We start from the raw sequence: 18,748 nt of genomic DNA, 5'->3' as shown, positions 1-18,748 counted from the left end.
TATAGTTATATGAAATATACTAAAACTAGAGAGCCTATTGTAGAGGGTCTTTTTTATCCAGAAAATAGTAGTGATTTAAAGAATAAAATAGATGAATTACTTAAAAAAAACAGCCAAGAAACATTGGACTCTAACTGTATTGTTGTTCCCCATGGTGGTTACGACTATAGTGGAGATTATATAGCAACCGGTTTTAACTCTTTAAAGAAAAAAGAGTATAGCAGGGTTATTATTATTTCCAATGTACATAGAGAGTTCTCTAATAGCATTACAATACCTGAAGCAGAGTACTTCAAAATAGGCTCTAACAGCATAAAGGTAGACCTAGATGCGATAAAGATTATTCAAAGAGTTGGTAAAAAAATAGTTAAATCTAATACCCCTCATATGGAAGAACATGGAATCGAAGTGGTATTACCATTTATTAACCACCTATATCCAAAGGCTAAAATTGTTCCTATTCTTTTAGGAAAAACAGTAGTATCTTTAGTTCGTAACCTAGCTAATATAATTAAAGAGATAGAGGACGAGAATACCCTAATAATTATAAGCTCTAATTTTAGTGATTTTGAAAATGAGAAAGAGAGTTTAAAATATGGAGAGCTAGCATTAAGTCTTATACAGGATGGTAAGATGGGGGATTTAGTGGAACTTACTAGAACCAATAAATTGAAAACATGTGGCTCAGGAGCTATAGCATCCCTAATACTTAACGGTAATTATAATAAAATAAGGATATTAAAAGAGGGGCTTACACCTAAAACACCTCTATCAGGTGATAAGGCTACATTCTATGCTACCCTATCTTTTTCGATGTCCTAGGAGATAAAATGAAAATTGTTAAAAAAATTGAAGAATTAGATGTTTTAGGTCTGAATATTGGTATTTCTAATAAGGGAACAGCTGGTACAGATTTCTCTGAAAGAAGACGTGATAATGGCTTTATATTTAACTCAGATAAGATGGAAACATTTAAACTACCTCATATAACCGAGGTTGATGGGAATGTAATTATTTATAATTCAGAAATGGATAGTAGTTTAAATCAGGTATTTAAGGATGATTTTGATATAAGTAGTATAGAGAAACTTGTAGACTTTTTATTAAAACTAAAAATAGATGGAGTTACACTACCTGAGTTTTCATCAAATATGATCTATTCAAATAGTAATAATGATTTTGTAATATTCCCTCCAGCTATAATTGAGTTTATAAATAACAGGGAGTCCTTAGATAAAAAATTGTCAGATGTATCACTCTATAGGCACCCAGATTTAAAGGGTGAAAAGGCTATATTATACTCCATTGGAATATTACTATTTCAATCCACTACTAAAAGTTACCCAATAACCTACAACGATGTTGAAGATTTAAGGGATAAAATGCGTCGAAAAAAGTTAGTAGAAGCTAGGTGGAGGGATGTAAAGATCTCCGATAGGCTAAATGACTTAATAAATGAGTTACTAGATATAGAGAATAGTCTAGATCTCCAGACCCTTAAAAATAGACTCCAGAGTATTACAACTGAGGGTATTTACAGAGAGGATGGGGACTATACCCAGGAAGAGGCTCTTAACAAACAGAAGGAAAAGAGACTTCTATTATGGGAAAAAAGAAGATCTTTTGTTATAAAATATAAAGGTCTAATAGTTGGGGGGAGTATAACATCTCTATTATTAATTATATTTTTTGGAACTATTATAGCAAATGCGCTTAAGCCCCCTTTAACAGCGGGATTTTCTGCTTCCCAGGTAGTTGAAACCTATTTTGAAAGCTTCCAAACCCTAAATCCCGAGCTAATTGACGATGTATTAGCTAAGGGAGTAAGGAACAATGACTCAACAGAAATTTCAACCCTATATGTTACAACAAAAATGAGAACACAAACCGATCCTACATCAACTATACTATCTCCTAGTCAGTGGTTAGCACTTCCTGATGAAAATAGAGATGGAAAAGATGTTTATGGTATATATAATCTTAAAATTAAAATGTTAGAAAACAATGTTTATCAGGCTTCCTATGAGAAGTGGTATACCCAGGCTGAGGAGAGTGATGATCTTTCTAACGATGTTGTTTTAGATGTGTATAAAATAATTAGAGTGGAGATTTTTACACTAAACGAGACAAAATACTCATATGAAATAGCGAATATAGAGACAATCTCTGAGAGAAGTGATCGAGTATGGTAGAGTTTTATAGAGGTAAAAAGGTCACAATAATGGGTCTTGGTCTACATGGAGGTGGATTAGCATCAGCTAAATACTTTCTAGAAAAAGGGGCATTATTAACAATAACAGATCTAAGATCTAAGGCGGTTTTAGAACCTACCCTCCTCCAGCTTAGGGATTACAATATAAAATACACCCTTGGAGAACATATTGATGATGATTTTATAAATGCAGATATTGTTATTAAAAATCCAGGGGTACCTACAACTTCTAAATTCCTTAAACTAGCAAAAAGAGTAGAGAGTGATATATCAATTTTTCTTAAAAGTGTAGAGTGCCCAATAATAGCTATAACTGGGAGTAAGGGCAAATCTAGCACTGTATCCGCTATTTATCATGTTTTAAAAAAGATTGATCCCAGGACGCAACTAGGTGGAAATATAACAGTATCTCCCCTTACTTTTATAAATGAAGTAGACTCAACAACCCCTGTAGTTTTAGAGTTATCCTCCTGGCAGTTAGCTGACCTTAGGGGAAAGGGGTGTCTTAAACCTCAGATTTGCGCAATTACAAATATTATGAACGACCACCAAAATGCATATAATAGTCTAGATGATTACGCCGACGATAAGGCTGTAATATTTGAAAATGCAACCCAGGATATTATATTAAACTATAACGATTCATACAGGGATTTTTTTAAAAACAAATTAAGTAAGGAACCACTATATTTTTCCAACAGACTACTACCTAAAAGAATTAACTGTGCTTTTTTAGACGATATGAAACAGGGGTGGTTACAGATAGAGGGGAAGCAGGAGATTATCCTAGATAGGGAACAAACTTTAAAAGGTGAACATCAAAGGGAAAACCTTCTTTTAGCCGCTTTAATTTTAAAGAGATATGGTTTAGAGACAAAAGTTATTAAGGAATCTCTCTCTGAGTTTAGGGGCATCCCCCATAGAATGGAGCTGTTTTTAGAAAAAGACAGTTTAAAATTCTATAATGACTCGGCAGCAACAATCCCCGAAGCTGTGGTAGCTGCAATAAACAGCTTTAAAGAACCAATAAGATTAATTAGTGGTGGAACAGATAAGGAACTTAACTTTGAATCCATAAAAGAGGCCTTTAAAAAGCCAAAAACAATACATCTTTTAGAGGGAAGTGGTACTGATAAAATGATTAAGGTACTAGAAAGGGAGAATATTCCATATTTTGGACCATATCCATCCCTAGAGTTATTAATTGATGATATTAAAAATAGACTAGAACCAGGAGACAATATATTATTCTCCCCTGGGGCCACATCCTTTGGAATGTTTAATAATGAATTTCACAGAGGAGATCAGTTTAAAAAGATCATATCAAGTATCTGATCTAGGTTCCTACTCTGTTTTATTTTAGTAATAAACTGGGGGGAATTATTATAATAGGCTGCAATATAGATTAAACAAGCTTTTACTCTATTTGCAGCAATTCCTTCCTTGTCATAACTACCTTTTAATCTGGATCTAAAGTCCGATATAAAGTTTATAATCCCCTCTTTTCTAATATTTTGATCAACTACCTTTCCTGTTTTAATCTCAATAGGTAGGTATGGATTTTGTAATACTCCCCGACCTAACATCCAAGAACTAACCCTGGGGAACTCAGTAGATACTCTTTTAAAATCGCCAAGGGAGTAGATATCTCCATTGTAGCTAACAGGATTAGTTGAGTTATCATAGACATATTTAAAAGCTTCCATATCGGGACTACCACCATATAATTGCCTTGAATATCTAGGGTGTACAATAACCTCTTTAAGAGTGTATTCATTTAAAATATCTAATATTGGTTTAACCAGACTGCTATCAACAATCCCTGTTCTTATCTTAACTGTAAAATCTCCAGGGATATTTCCAACTACAGAGTCTAAAATATGTTTTACGCTGTCTAGATTTTCTAATAACCCTGAACCTCGTCCTTTTTTGTATATAGCAGGTGCTGGGCAACCCATATTTAGGTTAAACTCTTTAACCCCTAGGCTAGCCATAATTTTTGAGGAGTATATTATAGTATCAGGATTCTTAACTAAGTATTGGGGAACAACCTCAATATCCGAGCCTAATTCTGGTAAAAAACGTGGAAAATAACTCTTTTTAGCCTCATTATGCTCAGATAGTAGTAAAAATGGTGTAACGACCTTATCAATTCCTGTAAAATGCTCAAAATAACAACTACGCCAAATAGGGTCCGTATAACCTTTTATTGGTGCTAAAACTAATTTATTACCCATTAAATATCAAAATCCACAACACCTCTATCACCAACTAGGGGTACAATAATATTTTTTACTCTTACGTGTTCAGGATGATCTTGATAAATAGCTAAGGCCTCTCTATCAATATGGGTTGATATAAGAACAAGATCGTATGCTGCTCCACTTTGGTTAAAATCCAGACCAGCCTCTATTGATACAAGCCCCGGAATCTTCCCCTCTAGAGAGAGAATCTCTTCTCTTATAAAAACTCCATCTTCCTTGTTTTTGAGTCTCCACATAACTACATGTTTAACCATTTTTCCTCCTAATATCTATAACTTCAAAGGGTGTGTGTAGCTCCTTAAAACCACAACTCCTTAAAATATCCAATGATTCATTAAAATAACACTCAATGTTATTAGGTGCATGAACATCACTATTTAAACAGACTTTAATATTTCTCCTATAACACTCTTCTAATATCCATTTTGAAGGATAGGGGATATCTTGAACTCCCCTGGAAAGAGCACCGGTGTTCATTTCTACAATTATATCAGTATCCTCTAATAAATCTAAGGTTTGAAAAACCTCTTCTCTGTACCAGGGTTCATCCTCTGTAAAGTATTTATACCCCTTATTAAACTTTTTAATAAGGTCAAAATGTCCTAGGATATCAAACCCACCTTGAATTATCATATTTCTAAGGGTTGTATAATACTCCTTAGTAAATAGTTCAATAGAGGATGAAAACAGATTAGTTAACACAGACTCAAAAATTTCCGGACTCTCATCTACGCTGTAATAAACACTACTACCCTTAGGTTTTACCATATGAACTGAGCCAATAGAGTAGTCTAAATTGTACTTATTAAAATAATCAAACCTATTCTCATCCGGATAGAAGTCAATTTCAAGTCCAACATATATGTTTATGGAATTCTTAAACTCCTCTTTTAATCTCTTAATCTCTAAAAGATAGTTATCTACATCATAATCTTTTAAAGTCCAATCATTTTCTTCTTTAAGTGGAGCGTGGGAGGAGAAACCAAGGGATGAAAAACTCCTATTTATAGCCTCTAAGACATACTCTCTAGGTTCTCCCTTACCGTCACAATAATTACAGTGGGTATGATAGTTTACTTTCATAACTTAATTAAATAAAGTTTATTATAATAGGTCAATAGTAATAATTTGTTACTTTATCTTTAAACATCCCAACTTATGTAATAAACTAGGTATAATGATAAACTTTAATATATATCTCTTAGAAGATGTTGAATCTCTGTTATTAGAAGATCTTAAGAGAATTGGATACAGCCCTATTACAGGTGAATTAAATCACCAAAATTTACTAAAAAATGGAATACAATTAATAATTATGGGAACTGATGCCCATAATAAGCAGACAGCTTTAAGTTTTAAAAATGAGCTTAATATTGATATTCTATTAATTGAGACTAATCCATATAAAAGATTAAATAGTTTAGATATAACAGCAATTGATCCTATAGGTTTAATTGCCACCCCATCGTGTTTTGATGAAGTTAGAATATCTATAAAGAATATCCACTGTTTAATAGAGTATAAAAACTTACAAAATGAACAAAGTTTATGGTTTAGAGGGATTTTACATACTACTAAAGACGGAGTTATTGCCATTGACCACCATGGATCAATAAAGTTTATGAATCCAATAGCACAACACATTGTAGGTGTTGAAGCAACAACAGCCATTGGAATGTTTTCCCAGCGGGTTATTCAATTAAAATCAGAGACAAAGGGTATTTTAGATATTGAGGATAAGGGTGAAGAGAATAGGAATTTTGAGGGTGAAATATACAATAGAGTTACTAAAAGAAATATACATATTTCTGGAAGTATAACCTCAATCAGAAATATACAGGGTGAATTTCGTGGAAAAGTCTTAACCTTAAAAGATGTAGGCGAGATTAAAGATCTATTTTCAAGAATCAGTTATCAATCCTCCCATGATCCATTAACAGGAATATTAAATAGAAAAAGTTTTATAAATTATGCAGATGAATTAATTACTTTGGCTAAATATGAGGGGAGCCACCACGGATTACTGGTTATTAGTCTGGATAAATTTAGGGTAATTAACGATACCTGTGGTCACATAGCTGGTGATGAACTCCTAAGAAAAATTGCCTATATAATTAAGGAAATTGATACAAATAATAGATATATAAAGGGACGAATAGGTGGAGATGAATTTGGAATTCTACTTAAGGAGAGTTCCATTTCAGATATAAAACACTTTACATCCTCTGTTAAGCGTAGAATCTCAAAACAGGATTTTATATGGGGAGAGAAAGAGTTCCCAATTATGTGTAGTTATGGAATTGTAAGTATAAATAATAGTATAAAAGACCACTACTCCCTTTTTGCAGCTGTAGATGACGCATGTGCAATCTCCAAAAAAAAAGGTGGTGGTAAAGTTGAGATATATGACAATATAGGTGATGAGTATAATAAAAGACGTGGGCAGATGTTATGGATTCATCGTTTAAAAGATGCAATTACAAAGGATCAGTTTATTTTATACTACCAGGATATCCAGTCGGTTAAGGCAAGTAATACAAAAAAAATTGAGCTGTTAGTTAGATTAAAGGATGATAATGGAGAAATCTTATCACCTAATGATTTTATCCCCTCGGCAGAAGAGTATGGTTTAATGCCAGAGATTGATAAGATAGTAATAGAGAAAGCTGCTATTTTTTGTAAGGAGCTTCTTGATAGTAAAAAGTATACCTACAACTATATTTTATGTGTTAACATCTCTGGAACATCACTTCTAGATAGAAGCCTCCCTGTATATATACAGAATATATTTCAGAAGTATAAGGTTCCTCCTACACTGTTCTGTTTTGAAATAACAGAGACTGCAACAATACAAAATATGGAGATAGCCCAAAATTTTATTAGAAGCTTAAGAAGAATTGGTTGTACATTTAGTCTTGATGATTTTGGAAGTGGTTTTTCAAACTTTACGTACTTAAAAGATATGGAAGTTGAAAATCTAAAAATTGATGGATCCTTTATAAAGGATATAGAGAATGAACCAATTCATAGAGCCATGGTTGAATCTATTAATAATATTGGTCATATAATGAAGATGAAAACTGTTGCAGAGTTTGTAACAAATGAAAATACAAGAGAGATTTTACTAGATATAGGAGTCGATTATATACAGGGATATGCGATATCCAAACCAACTCCTATTCAAAATTTACTTTTATAATTAGGCAGTTTGTACTTCTGTTAAATAGTTAGTCCTAAGACATGATTCAAATAGCTCTTTAGTTAGTACCTCTTCCCTTGATTCAATACCATAACCGTTACTCTTTTCAAGTAATACCATAAATCTATCTTCAGCTTCTTCCATGATTGTTAAAATCTCAGGATAATTTTCAGATCCTTTCACCTTAAATTTTCTCATAGTCACCTCTTTTTCTTAATATATTTGTATCTATTATCGGTTCTTTTTATTCCGCACTTTATTGAAAGTTAATAATCGATAGGTTAACATGGCATATGGATAGTAGATTTTACATTATTGGAATTAAACATTGTGGAAAAAGTAGTGTTGGGAATCTACTTGCGAAAGAGTTAAATATTAACTTTTACGACCTTGATGATATAATAGAAAACTCTGTAAATATGGATGTAAGAAGTTTTTATAAAACCTATGGAAAAGAAGCTTTTCAAAAAGCTGAAACCAGGGCTATAAAATACCTAGAAGGAGTAAAACACGGTTTTATCTGTGCTACAGGTGGTGGTATATGTGATAATATTGAATCCTTCGAAATATTAAAAAAATTGAAAAACTCCATATATATAAATACACCCTTTGATACAGTTTATTCCCGAATAATAAAAAATGGAGTTCCAGCTTTTTTGAAATCCAACGACCCTAAAAATGAGTTTTTAGAACTATATAAAAGTAGAAATTATAAATATAAAAGTATGGCTTTATTGGAAGTTAGTGGTGATAATTTAACACCACAAGAGATAACATCTAAAATAGTGGAACAACTAAGGAGTTAAAATTGCCAGGAAGTAATTATGGAAGTATTTTTAAAATAACAACGTTTGGAGAGTCCCATGGTGAGGCTCTTGGAGTAGTAATCGATGGAGTTCCTGCTGGGTTTGAACTCTCCTTAGACTTAATTCAGGCTGAGATGGATAGAAGGAAGCCTGGACAATCCGATGCAACAACCCCTAGAAAAGAGGGAGACAAAATAAAGTGTCTTTCCGGTTACTTTCAAGGTAAAACAACAGGTACTCCCTTAACCCTAGTACTATTTAATGAGAATACTAAGAGTAAGGATTATGGGGATATTGTTGATAAATTTAGACCTGGACATGGGGATTGGACATACTTCTCAAAATATAATGGGCATAGAGACTGGAGAGGTGGTGGTCGGTCATCAGGTAGGGAGACAGCTGCAAGAACAGCTGCGGGTGCAGTTGCAAAACAACTCTTAAGTAGTATGAATATTGATATTCATGCATATACAAAAGCAGCAGGCGGTATTAAGTGCGAAACCTATGATAGGGATGAGATAGAGAAAAATCCTATGAGAGCCCCTGACCCAATAGCTGCAGATAAAATGATGGTAAAACTAAAAGAGCTTATTAAGGACCATAACAGTATGGGAGGAGTTGTTGAGTGCCGAATTAACAATCTTCCAGCTGGATTAGGAGAACCTGTATTTAATAAGTTAGACGCAGAATTAGCTAAGGCAATTATGTCCCTAGGAACTGTTAAAGGGTTTGAGATTGGTTCAGGTTTTGCATGTGCGGAACTAACAGGAAAGGAACAAAATGATGAAAGGGATAAAAACGGCTTTTTAACCAATAATGCAGGTGGAATTATAGCAGGAATATCAACGGGACAGGAAGTTGTATTTAGGGCGGCAATAAAACCTACACCATCAATAAGTCAAAAACAAAAGACAATAGATAAGGAACTTAATGAGACTGATATAGTAACCATTGGCCGACATGATCCATGTATTTGCCCTAGGATTGTACCAGTAATTGAGGCAATGGCTGCAATAGTTATAATGGACTTAATACTTCTTCAAAAAGAAATGAGTTTGTAAAATAGTTAAAAATTAGGGGGGTTATTTTAACCAGCCTCCCTTCTCTTCTATCCCATCTTCCACAATATTTTCATCAATAATACCTTCAAATACAGTTTCAACTACATCTTTAATTACAGGCTTAACTTCAATTATATCAGAAACAACCATAACTTTAGGCTCTGATACTTCTTGATATCCCATTGGAACCTCAGCATTTAATACTAACTGCGTCCTCTCTATAAGAGATACTCTTTGTAGTAGAGATACTAACTTTATTCCATATTTAGGATCTGTTGCCCATCTTCCTGTTAAGTCATGTACATCTAAAGCAGAGCCACGCTCTACAAAGTGGAACCTAGGATCTAATAACTCTCTATTTAAATCTTCTGTGGATGAGTAGGCCTTAAGATGTTGAATATGGGCTCGAACACCCTCTCGAATAGTGGGAAAACTAGCTCCCTGTTTGTTATCAAAGGAGCCTAGTCCACAAAAGTTATTTTGTCCAGACTCAACTAAACCACCATATCTTAAAAAACCAGTTTCAAGACACATCTGAACAAATGCTATATCCCAATTTATTCCCTCTATTTTAGACTCTTCAATATAGATAGTAGCAAATTCATATACAAGTTCCTCACCTAACGCCCCATTACCTTGGGATAAAAATTGAGCTAGGGTATCTACAGAGCTACTACCCTGGGAATAAATTTTATCATTTACTCCATAAATTGTACTAACAAGTAGTAACAATGTATGGAGTATCACTAATTTTCTGATCATTAACCTATTTTAATCTAACTTTACTACTTAAAACAAGTTATAATCCGTAGTAAGCATCAAGGTAGATCTGTTTAAGTTCAGAAATTAGAGGAAATCGTGGGTTGGCACCTGTACATTGGTCATCAAATGCCTCTTCAGATAATGTATCAACTCTTTTTAAGAACTCTTCTTCACTAACTCCACACTCTTTAATAGATTTAGGAATATCTAATTTATTTTTAAGGGAAGTAATTGCTTCTAATAAGTTAGCTATTTTTTCATCCTTATCCTTACCTCCTAAATCTAAATAGTTTGCAATCTTTGCATATCTAGACTTTGCAGTAGGGTGTGTATATTGGGAGAAAACACCCTGTTTAGTAGGTACATCTGTAGCATTAAACTTAATAACATGGTTAATTAAAATAGCATTGGCAATTCCATGGGGAATATGGAAAGCTGCTCCTAGTTTATGGGCTAAAGAGTGACATATTCCTAAAAATGCATTACTAAAAGCCATACCAGCCATAGCTGATGCGTTGTGAACCCTCTCCCTAGCCTTTTTATCCTCTGCACCATTTTTATATGCATCAGGTAAATATTTAAAAAGAAGTCGTAAAGACTCTAGGGCGATACCATTTGTATAGTCTGTAGACATAATAGATGCAAAAGCTTCTAATGAGTGGGTAACAGCATCTATTCCTGAAGCAGCAGTTAACCCTTTAGGCATAGATTCAACTAATTGAGAATCAATAATTGCAATGTTTGGTGTTAAAGCGTAGTCAGCAATTGGGTACTTCATCCCAGTTTTATCATCTGTTACAACAGCAAAGGGAGTAACCTCGGAACCTGTACCAGATGTTGTAGGGATTGCAACCATATTTGCTTTTTTACCCATTTCAGGGAAAGAGTAAATTCTCTTCTCTATATCCATAAATCTTAGGGCAAGACCCTCGAATTTAACCTCTGGATGTTCATATAAAAGCCACATAATTTTTGCAGCATCCATAGGAGATCCACCACCTAAAGCCACAATAGTATCTGGTTTAAATGAGTTAATTCTCTCTAGTCCCTTATTAACCATAGACATAGTTGGATCAGGTTCTACATCAAAAAATACCTCGCAGTCGATATTCATTTCTTCTAATACAGATGTAACCTGCTCAACATATCCTAATTTATAAAGTGCAACATCCGTTACAATAAAAGCTCTTTTTTTACCCTTAAGCTCTGTTAAAGCTAAAGGCATACACCCAGGCTTATGATAAATTTTTGGTGGAATCTTAAACCATAACATATTCTCTCTCCTCTCTGCTATTGTTTTAATATTAAGAAGATGCTTAATACCTACATTTTCACTAACCGAGTTTCCTCCCCAGGATCCACAACCAAGAGTTAGAGATGGAGCTAATTTAAAGTTGTATAGGTCACCTATGGCACCCTGGGATGCAGGGGTATTTATTAGTACACGACCTGTTTTCATAATATGACCAAACTCATTAATACGGTCTTGATTTCTTAAATCAGTGTATAATACTGATGTATGTCCAAATCCACCTAACTCGATAAGAAGTCGCCCTTTATCTAATATTTCATCAAAGTCCTTACCACTATATAGAGCTAAAATTGGGGATAGCTTCTCATGGGCAAAAGGTTCGCTAACATCAGTCTTTGAAACCTCTCCAATTAAAACTTTAGCTTTAGGATCAACATCAAACCCAGCAAGTTTTGCAATTGTAAAAGCTGATTGACCAACAATAGCTGGATTAATCATTCCCTTTTCATTAAGAATTAACTTTCCAACCTTCTCTTTCTCATCCTTAGATAATATATGGGCTCCCCTAGCCTTAAACTCATCTTTAACAGCTTTGTAAACATCTTTATGGGCAATTACTGATTGTTCAGAGGCACAAATTACTCCATTATCAAAGGTTTTACTTAATAAAATAGATGAAACTGCTGTTTTTAAATCCGCACTCTCGTCTATTACAGCAGGAGTGTTCCCTGCCCCTACACCTATTGCAGGTTTACCAGATGAGTAAGCAGCCTTAACCATACCAGGTCCACCGGTAGCTAAAATCAGATTTATTTTTGGGTGAGTCATTAAATGGTTAGATAACTCCATAGAAGGCTCTGTAACCCAACCAATTAAATCCTTTGGTGCTCCTGCCTCAACAGCTGCGTCACGTATAATTCTAGCTGCTTCTATAGTTGCATTTTTTGCCCTAGGATGGGGAGATATAACCACAGCATTTCTAGTTTTAAGAGCTATTAAACACTTAAAAATTGCTGTTGATGTAGGATTTGTTGTTGGAATAATCGCACAAATAACACCGTAGGGTTCAGCTATTTTTTTAATACCATAAGCCTTATCCTCTTCTATAATTCCACATGTTTTAGCATCCTTATATTGATGAAAAATAAACTCAGAGGCAAAGTGATTTTTTATTACCTTATCCTCCATTATCCCCATACCTGTCTCTGTTGCTGCAGCTTTAGCTAGAGAGATTCTATTTTCATTTGCTCTAATAGAAGCAACCCTAAAGATCTCATCCACCTGGCTTTGATCGTAGTTACTATACAATTTCTGGCTAGCGCTTACTCTCTCTAAGACAGAATCCAATTCACCAATACTCATTGTAGCTTTTTTCTTTTGTTCCATAGCTTCTCTCCTATATATTATATCAATATTATTTAATCTATATTTATTTATCAATATAAAATTATCTAAAGTTCAAAAAAATGTCAATACAAATCTCTTTATATATATCCTTTAATAACTTATTATGTAGATATGAGTAGTGATTTAGAATTAGTAGACAATGGAAATATATTATCAGAGAAGTGCGAAGCAGCCTTCCTTGTTGGAATAAGAGAGAGAGGGGAGAGTGATATCGATGCCCAAGAGCATCTTGATGAGCTTAAATCCCTTGTTGATACAATGGGTATTAATGTTGTCGATTCCGAATTAGCAATAATTAGGGAACCTAACCCAAAACTATTTATAGGTTCTGGAAAGTTAGAAGAGTTAGTAGAAAAGGCAAAAAGTATCAATGCAGATTTAATTATTTTTGATGCAGAATTATCACCAAGACAACAACGTAATATTGAAGAACAAGCTGGAATGACTGTTATTGATAGGCAGGAAGTAATATTAGATATATTTGCAGATAGGGCAAATACAAAGGAAGCAACACTCCAAGTACAACTTGCAAGATTAGAGTACTCCCTACCACGGCTTACAAGGGCCTGGACCCATCTATCTAGACAAAGAGGTGGAGCAAAGGGTAATAGAGGTAAGGGGGAGACCCAATTAGAGAGTGATAGAAGAATGGTTTTAAAATACATAACCTCACTTAAAAAAGAGATTAAAGAGGTAAAAAAAACCAGGGAACTAATGCGAAAAAAAAGGGCCGAACGTCCTGTTCCTTCCGCAGCTATTGTTGGATATACAAATGCAGGGAAATCATCACTATTGAACTTTTTAACAGGTAGTGATGTTCTAGCCGAAGATAAACTGTTTGCGACACTAGACCCAACCTCTAGAAAGATATCTTTACCAGGTGGTCGAGAGTTTATATTAACCGATACAGTAGGATTTATTAGAAAGCTACCCCATGACCTTGTAGATGCCTTTAAATCGACCCTTGAAGAGGCAGCCTTTGCTGACTTTATAATTCATGTATTAGATATAACCAATCCAAATATAATGCATCACCATACTGTAACCCTTGAAGTCCTAGAGGACCTGGGGATTAAGGATAAAAAAATAATAACAGTTTTAAATAAAATTGACGCCCTCAAAGAAGGGTCTATTGAAGAATTAAATCTCCTCAAATTCCCAAATGCAGTAAAAATTTCAACATATACAGGAGAGGGTGTAGATAACCTAAGGGAGAGGGTAAACACTCTACTTTTAGAACTCCACTCTGAGATAAAACTTCTAATACCCTTAGATAGATGGGATATAATAGCCTTACTTAAAAGAGAGGGAACAGTATTAAAAGAAGAGTATATGGATAATGGTATAGAAGTTATCGTATCAGTATCAAATAAAATTAAGAGTCAATTAAAAGAGTATATAGTTTAAAACTATATACCCTTTAAAGTTTGCTGTATCAGTTGAACCATATAGAAGAGCTTTTTATATGTTCTTAACATCATCTCTTCTAATGGTTCCTCTTGGGTGTTTTGTAACTCTTTCCAGTTAATAATGGCTTCTACCTTACCACTTTTAAACTCTTCTAAAATCGCCTTTATTACATTACCTAGAATTATTAGATTTTGAACGGAACCTTCAACTATTATTTTAGCCTGTTTATTAACAGTTTTTATCTCACTATCTAGGGCATTTTTAGCAATCATATCCTTACCAGATTTTCTTAACATAGTTTTTATCCTAGCACCAACAGGCTCCTCATCCGCTAAGGATGAATCCAACTCTATTGTTTTTGGTAAAAATTCCTGAATTTTATGGAAAGCTTCAGAGAACTCTTGGCTAGTAACATGGGTGGCCCACTGTCCCTGGATTAATAGAACCTCTATAACAGGCTTAGTTTCTGTTTTAAAATAATCTAAAAAGTAAGCCCTTAAATAGTTAATAGGGTCAACATATGTATACCCCTCTAACTCTTTTTTCTCGTATGTTATATTTGCGTGTTTTGTATAGTATTTATTTCTTTCGACAGATCCCACATCCCCAAAGATCATCTCAATATACTTTCCAATTGCTTGCTCTTTTTTCTGTTTTAATACACCCTTTAAAGCCTCTTCTGCATCATCTCGAATTACTTTAATATAGTCTTCAACAATTGAGTTGTCATTATATGTAGATTTAACTTCGTAGTATGGATTCTCATCTACAACCTTTACTATATTCAGTAGTATATTAGAACTCTTAATATCCTGTATTGACCTTAAGACCTTATTCCAGCTCTTAATATCAATACTCATATTTGATCTATACTTTTCTAATATTACAAAAATTTCCTTCCAATTATTACTTGCATTAAAAATTTGCAGAATTTCTAAAAAGTCTTTTAAATCCTCCGAGACGTAACTAGCACTAATATCACTAAAACTAGGTTTATAAACAAAATCATAATTTGGAAGCCTAGAATCGAATTTTTTTAATAAGAAATAATAATTAAAACATGATAAATCCCTAAAAATAAGGAGGAGATTGTATGATTCATTAATCTGATTAGTCAGCTCACTAGAAAAACTTGAAACTAATCCTATTATCTCCTTCTGAACCTGACTGGCAGTTAACTTTACGTTTTTACTGGATAACAACCTCTTATTAATCTCGTCACCAGTAAGTCTATCAACAGCTTCTAACTGCTTTTCAGACATATAACTCTCTACAATCATACGTTTAAATGCTTTAGATGAGTCAATATTACTTAATATGTCGTTAAAAGGACCTACAATTTTATATAAATTATAAAAAAACTGGGCTAATGTAGAGGTTACCTCATCCTTTTTAACATTAAATAGTTTATTACTCTTTTTAAGACTTTTTTTTATCTCTTTTATGAGTTTTTTATTCTTTGAGTTAGGGTCATCTTTCCCCCCTATTAGGGTCATAATTTTTTCAATTAAATCAGCTAGCATTATTATAATTTATGCTATTAAAGTGCAAGTGTCAACGATAAATAACCAGGATAAAAGACCATTTGAAACTCTCCCCCCTATAGTGTATAGTTTAAACATGAATAGTTTAGCTTTGAATTTAAATAACATTTTAAATGAAACTCAGGCAGGGTTCTTACTGTCAAGTATGGGGAAGAAACTATATTTCCCTAAAGGAATTGTTGCACAATCAGCTGAAGCATCTGCTAAAGCTAACAAATATAATGCAACTGCAGGTATGGCTTTTAACAAAAAAAAGCCACTTATTTTGTCCGGGTTAAGTTACAACATAAATAATATGGATACAAATGATTATATTACTTATGCTCCAACACCAGGTGTAATGGAACTACGAGAGTTGTGGAAAAGCCAGATTATTAAAAAAAATCCAGGCCTAGAAAATATTCACACCTCCCTACCAATAGTTGTTCCAGGTTTAACAAGTGGTATTAGTAACACAGCAGACCTATTCTTAGATCCAGGAGATAACTTAGTTATTCCAGATCTATTCTGGGGAAATTATCAATTGATATTCGAAATTCGAAAAGAGGTTAATATTAAAAGATTCTCTTTTTTAGGGGTAATAAAATTGATACAGCCTCTTTAAAAGAGACCTTAATAAGTTCAACAAAAAATAATAAAGTATCTCTACTACTTAATTTCCCCAATAATCCAACAGGTTACTCTCCTACCTTAGAGGAAGCAAACCTGATAAGCAGTGTTATAAAAGAAGTAGCAGAGATGGGAATTAAAGTGTGTGTAATTACAGATGATGCCTACTTTGGTCTATTTTATGAAGATGATATATATAAAGAGTCAATCTTCTCCCTGTTAGCAGATATTCATGAAAACGTATTAGCTGTTAAAGTTGATGGTGCTACTAAAGAGGATTATTCCTGGGGACTACGTGTTGGTTTTATTACATTTGCAGGTAAGGGTCTTGAAAAGAGACATACCGATGCCCTAGAACAAAAACTTATGGGTGCAGTAAGATCATCCTTCTCCAGTTCTTCTAAATTAAGCCAAGCCCTGGTTATAAAAGCACTTAAAAGTGATACATATGATTCAGAAAAAGCTGAGTTTGAAAAAATTATGAAGGACAGATATTTAAAGGTTAAAGAGATTTTAGAAAAGAGGACAAATGGTTTAAAACTACAAGAGTATCCATTTAACTCAGGTTACTTTATGAATTTTAAGACACCTTCAGGTTTTAATGAACAGTTAAGAGTTGAACTTTTAAAACATGGAGTAGGAACAATATCCCTTGGGGATACAAGTTTCAGAATTGCATATTCAAGTGTAGATAAAGAAGATTTAGAAGATCTATTTCAAATTATCTTTACTTGTTCTGATAATCTTCAATAAAACTTAAATCCTTCTCTATGTCTTTAATATCAACCATTGTAAGACATAGAGGAGTACTGTTTTTATTCTCCTTTAAATCCTCAACTACCACTAATTCATAGAGTTCTAAAACAATTTTACCTAAGGTATATATATTACGCTCATAGTTATCAACAAGAATATTTCTAATGGACTTCTCCTGGGGGCTTAAACTTAATCTTGGAGTATTTGTTTTAACTATAATTTCAAAATGAGGAAATACATCCTCCCGCACACCCTTTATAAACTTTACAAATGGGACTAAAACCTGGTAAATTTCCTCTATTTTAAAAGTTCTTCTACCAAAGATTAATGATTTTTGTCCCTCTAACCTTTTTATATAGTCCCAATCCTTTTCCTTAAGTTTAACAACTAAGGAGATATCTCTAACGGTTTTAGTAAAAAGATAGTTGTAGAAATGCTCTTGCAATTCATCAATTTTATCTAAGATCTCAATATTATCTCTCTCCACTCAACTTCCCCTGATAACTTTTTCTACTATTTAATATCTCTGTAATTCTATTGTAAACAATTGATTTATCCAAGAAAAATCCTGGAACAGAGTGCCTACTGCCAGGGGTATCTGTATTTACCCTCATAACCACCGTCTTAGGATCTAAATATTCAATGGCAGTTGCTACATACTCAGCATGTCTTAAACTAGATGGAAAGGATAACTCCCCTCTTAAATACTCCTCATACATAACAGTTCCTGTAGGTATATGAAGATTATGAAACTTAACACCATCTGGCTTTAAAACAGCGATTTTTTTTACACTATTTAGAATATCGGTAAAATCTTCTCCTGGCAAACCAAAAATAAAATGAACAGCTATTTTAATACCATAACTTTTTAACATTTTATAGGCATCTATAAACTGACTGTAAGTATGTCCCCTATTTATTCTTTTTAAAGATTCATCATTAACAGTCTGAATACCTAGTTCAACCCAAACATCAAAATCATCCCTTTTATAACTACTTAGAAGCTCGCATATCTCCTTAGAGATACAGTCAGGTCTTGTAGAGACTACTAACTCTCTAAAATTTCCCAGGGATAAACCGTAGTCATAGACATGTTTTAAACGATCAACATGGTCATATGTATTTGAATAGGCTTGAAAATAGAGAATAAAGTCTTGGGCATCATATCGTCTTTTTAAAAAGCTAATACTCTTTGTAACCTGTTCATTTATAATAACTTCGCTATCACCTAAATATGCACTTCTTGCCCCAAAGCTTCCACAAAAGCTGCAACCATGAGTCTCTCGACCATTTGTCTTATTAGGACAAGAAAAGCCACCATCGACCCCTACCCTATATACTGTTTTCCCATATTTATTGTATAGATAATCGCTATACGTATAAAACAATCTCCGCTGCATAGAGCCTATTATGCAGTATCATAGATATAAAGAACAACCCAATTGACATGGGATAGAGTGTTATCT

Annotated in this window: 18 protein-coding genes; 9 read left to right on the top strand and 9 right to left on the bottom strand. The window is 33.6% G+C overall.

From position 1 onward, the window contains the following. Positions 1-9: 9 nt before the first annotated feature. Genes amrB through murD form a run of 3 tightly spaced genes read left to right on the top strand, consistent with a single transcriptional unit; the run spans position 10 to position 3,547 of the window. Positions 10-822, top strand: coding sequence for an AmmeMemoRadiSam system protein B (gene amrB / locus EW093_RS12335; protein WP_149568707.1), 813 nt, complete (start codon positions 10-12; stop codon positions 820-822). A gap of 8 nt (positions 823-830) precedes the next feature. Then, positions 831-2,192 (top strand): hypothetical protein, encoded by a 1,362-nt coding sequence (locus EW093_RS12330; protein ID WP_149568706.1) that lies wholly within the window; start codon positions 831-833, stop codon positions 2,190-2,192. Next, positions 2,186-3,547 (top strand): UDP-N-acetylmuramoyl-L-alanine--D-glutamate ligase, encoded by a 1,362-nt coding sequence (gene murD / locus EW093_RS12325; protein WP_149568705.1) that lies wholly within the window; start codon positions 2,186-2,188, stop codon positions 3,545-3,547. Before EW093_RS12330 ends, murD begins: the two co-directional genes overlap by 7 nt. On the opposite strand, the gene EW093_RS12320 is transcribed toward murD, so the two are convergent. From EW093_RS12320 to EW093_RS12310, 3 genes are read right to left on the bottom strand one after another with little or no spacing between them, the layout of a single operon-like run. Further along, positions 3,517-4,449 (bottom strand): tRNA-dihydrouridine synthase family protein, encoded by a 933-nt coding sequence (locus tag EW093_RS12320; protein ID WP_149568704.1) that lies wholly within the window; start codon positions 4,447-4,449, stop codon positions 3,517-3,519. The two genes, murD and EW093_RS12320, sit on opposite strands and share 31 nt — an antisense overlap. Continuing rightward, positions 4,449-4,730 carry a Dabb family protein gene (locus EW093_RS12315; protein ID WP_149568703.1) on the bottom strand — a complete coding sequence of 94 codons (282 nt, stop codon included), beginning with the start codon at positions 4,728-4,730 and terminating at the stop codon, positions 4,449-4,451. The genes EW093_RS12320 and EW093_RS12315 overlap by 1 nt, the downstream gene beginning before the upstream one ends. Then, positions 4,723-5,559 carry a histidinol-phosphatase gene (locus tag EW093_RS12310; RefSeq protein ID WP_149568702.1) on the bottom strand — a complete coding sequence of 279 codons (837 nt, stop codon included), beginning with the start codon at positions 5,557-5,559 and terminating at the stop codon, positions 4,723-4,725. Before EW093_RS12310 ends, EW093_RS12315 begins: the two co-directional genes overlap by 8 nt. 94 nt (positions 5,560-5,653) lie before the next feature. On the opposite strand from EW093_RS12310, the gene EW093_RS12305 reads away from it, so the two are divergent. Next, on the top strand, positions 5,654-7,675 hold the full coding sequence (locus tag EW093_RS12305; RefSeq protein ID WP_149568701.1) for an EAL domain-containing protein: 2,022 nt from the start codon (positions 5,654-5,656) through the stop codon (positions 7,673-7,675). On the opposite strand, the gene EW093_RS12300 is transcribed toward EW093_RS12305, so the two are convergent. After that, a complete protein-coding gene (locus EW093_RS12300; protein WP_149568700.1) occupies positions 7,676-7,873 on the bottom strand; it encodes a hypothetical protein in 198 nt (65 codons plus the stop codon). Positions 7,874-7,968: 95 nt separating this feature from the next. Here EW093_RS12300 and EW093_RS12295 point away from each other — a divergent pair, with 95 nt between their 5' ends. Together EW093_RS12295 and aroC are read left to right on the top strand one after the other, a co-directional pair. After that, positions 7,969-8,481 carry a shikimate kinase gene (locus EW093_RS12295; protein WP_149568699.1) on the top strand — a complete coding sequence of 171 codons (513 nt, stop codon included), beginning with the start codon at positions 7,969-7,971 and terminating at the stop codon, positions 8,479-8,481. 2 nt (positions 8,482-8,483) lie between these two features. Continuing rightward, positions 8,484-9,542 (top strand): chorismate synthase, encoded by a 1,059-nt coding sequence (aroC, locus tag EW093_RS12290; RefSeq protein ID WP_149568698.1) that lies wholly within the window; start codon positions 8,484-8,486, stop codon positions 9,540-9,542. A 21-nt stretch (positions 9,543-9,563) separates the two neighbouring features. Here the strand turns inward: aroC and EW093_RS12285 are convergent, their stop codons facing one another. Both EW093_RS12285 and adhE read right to left on the bottom strand, forming a co-directional pair. Then, positions 9,564-10,304, bottom strand: a complete 741-nt coding sequence (locus tag EW093_RS12285) for a glucosaminidase domain-containing protein (RefSeq protein ID WP_149568697.1) — start codon at positions 10,302-10,304, stop codon at positions 9,564-9,566. A 37-nt stretch (positions 10,305-10,341) separates the two neighbouring features. Beyond that, positions 10,342-12,942: a bifunctional acetaldehyde-CoA/alcohol dehydrogenase gene (gene adhE / locus EW093_RS12280; protein WP_149568696.1), complete on the bottom strand. Its 2,601-nt coding sequence runs from the start codon at positions 12,940-12,942 to the stop codon at positions 10,342-10,344. A 132-nt stretch (positions 12,943-13,074) separates the two neighbouring features. Between adhE and hflX the strand changes: the two genes are divergently transcribed. Continuing rightward, positions 13,075-14,370, top strand: a complete 1,296-nt coding sequence (gene hflX, locus EW093_RS12275; protein WP_149568695.1) for a GTPase HflX — start codon at positions 13,075-13,077, stop codon at positions 14,368-14,370. A 2-nt stretch (positions 14,371-14,372) separates the two neighbouring features. Here hflX and EW093_RS12270 read toward each other — a convergent pair whose 3' ends face one another. Next, positions 14,373-15,896, bottom strand: coding sequence for a DUF5312 family protein (locus EW093_RS12270; protein ID WP_149568694.1), 1,524 nt, complete (start codon positions 15,894-15,896; stop codon positions 14,373-14,375). 97 nt (positions 15,897-15,993) lie between these two features. On the opposite strand from EW093_RS12270, the gene EW093_RS17685 reads away from it, so the two are divergent. Both EW093_RS17685 and EW093_RS17680 read left to right on the top strand, forming a co-directional pair. Beyond that, the gene (locus EW093_RS17685; protein WP_246745032.1) at positions 15,994-16,521 is read left to right on the top strand and encodes an aminotransferase class I/II-fold pyridoxal phosphate-dependent enzyme; all 528 of its coding nucleotides are present in this window, start codon (positions 15,994-15,996) and stop codon (positions 16,519-16,521) included. Beyond that, positions 16,479-17,279: an aminotransferase class I/II-fold pyridoxal phosphate-dependent enzyme gene (locus tag EW093_RS17680; RefSeq protein ID WP_342781937.1), complete on the top strand. Its 801-nt coding sequence runs from the start codon at positions 16,479-16,481 to the stop codon at positions 17,277-17,279. Before EW093_RS17685 ends, EW093_RS17680 begins: the two co-directional genes overlap by 43 nt. Here EW093_RS17680 and EW093_RS12260 read toward each other — a convergent pair. Then, the gene (locus tag EW093_RS12260) at positions 17,254-17,769 is read right to left on the bottom strand and encodes a hypothetical protein (protein WP_149568693.1); all 516 of its coding nucleotides are present in this window, start codon (positions 17,767-17,769) and stop codon (positions 17,254-17,256) included. The genes EW093_RS17680 and EW093_RS12260 overlap by 26 nt on opposite strands. Beyond that, complete coding sequence (gene mnmL / locus EW093_RS12255; protein WP_149568692.1) at positions 17,756-18,682, bottom strand: tRNA modification radical SAM protein MnmL/YtqA; 927 nt, start codon at positions 18,680-18,682, stop codon at positions 17,756-17,758. The genes EW093_RS12260 and mnmL overlap by 14 nt, the downstream gene beginning before the upstream one ends. Between the last annotated feature and the right edge of the window lie 66 nt (positions 18,683-18,748).

The organism is Thiospirochaeta perfilievii (genome assembly GCF_008329945.1).
Lineage (GTDB): Bacteria > Spirochaetota > Spirochaetia > DSM-2461 > DSM-2461 > Thiospirochaeta > Thiospirochaeta perfilievii.
Note: the sequence above shows the minus strand (reverse complement) of the source record. Positions and strands in the feature narration are given on the sequence as shown.

What these genes read in the sequence shown, in the direction of transcription:
- EW093_RS12310 (WP_149568702.1), bottom strand. Translation starts at nt 5,559, where the DNA reads ATGAAAGTAAACTATCATACCCACTGTAATTATTGTGACGGTAAGGGA.
- EW093_RS12295 (WP_149568699.1), top strand. Translation starts at nt 7,969, where the DNA reads ATGGATAGTAGATTTTACATTATTGGAATTAAACATTGTGGAAAAAGT.
- adhE (WP_149568696.1), bottom strand. Translation starts at nt 12,942, where the DNA reads ATGGAACAAAAGAAAAAAGCTACAATGAGTATTGGTGAATTGGATTCT.
- hflX (WP_149568695.1), top strand. Translation starts at nt 13,075, where the DNA reads ATGAGTAGTGATTTAGAATTAGTAGACAATGGAAATATATTATCAGAG.
- murD (WP_149568705.1), top strand. Translation starts at nt 2,186, where the DNA reads ATGGTAGAGTTTTATAGAGGTAAAAAGGTCACAATAATGGGTCTTGGT.
- amrB (WP_149568707.1), top strand. Translation starts at nt 10, where the DNA reads ATGAAATATACTAAAACTAGAGAGCCTATTGTAGAGGGTCTTTTTTAT.
- EW093_RS17685 (WP_246745032.1), top strand. Translation starts at nt 15,994, where the DNA reads ATGAATAGTTTAGCTTTGAATTTAAATAACATTTTAAATGAAACTCAG.
- EW093_RS12270 (WP_149568694.1), bottom strand. Translation starts at nt 15,896, where the DNA reads ATGCTAGCTGATTTAATTGAAAAAATTATGACCCTAATAGGGGGGAAA.
- EW093_RS12300 (WP_149568700.1), bottom strand. Translation starts at nt 7,873, where the DNA reads ATGAGAAAATTTAAGGTGAAAGGATCTGAAAATTATCCTGAGATTTTA.
- EW093_RS12285 (WP_149568697.1), bottom strand. Translation starts at nt 10,304, where the DNA reads ATGATCAGAAAATTAGTGATACTCCATACATTGTTACTACTTGTTAGT.
- EW093_RS12315 (WP_149568703.1), bottom strand. Translation starts at nt 4,730, where the DNA reads ATGGTTAAACATGTAGTTATGTGGAGACTCAAAAACAAGGAAGATGGA.
- EW093_RS12320 (WP_149568704.1), bottom strand. Translation starts at nt 4,449, where the DNA reads ATGGGTAATAAATTAGTTTTAGCACCAATAAAAGGTTATACGGACCCT.
- EW093_RS12305 (WP_149568701.1), top strand. Translation starts at nt 5,654, where the DNA reads ATGATAAACTTTAATATATATCTCTTAGAAGATGTTGAATCTCTGTTA.
- EW093_RS12330 (WP_149568706.1), top strand. Translation starts at nt 831, where the DNA reads ATGAAAATTGTTAAAAAAATTGAAGAATTAGATGTTTTAGGTCTGAAT.
- mnmL (WP_149568692.1), bottom strand. Translation starts at nt 18,682, where the DNA reads ATGCAGCGGAGATTGTTTTATACGTATAGCGATTATCTATACAATAAA.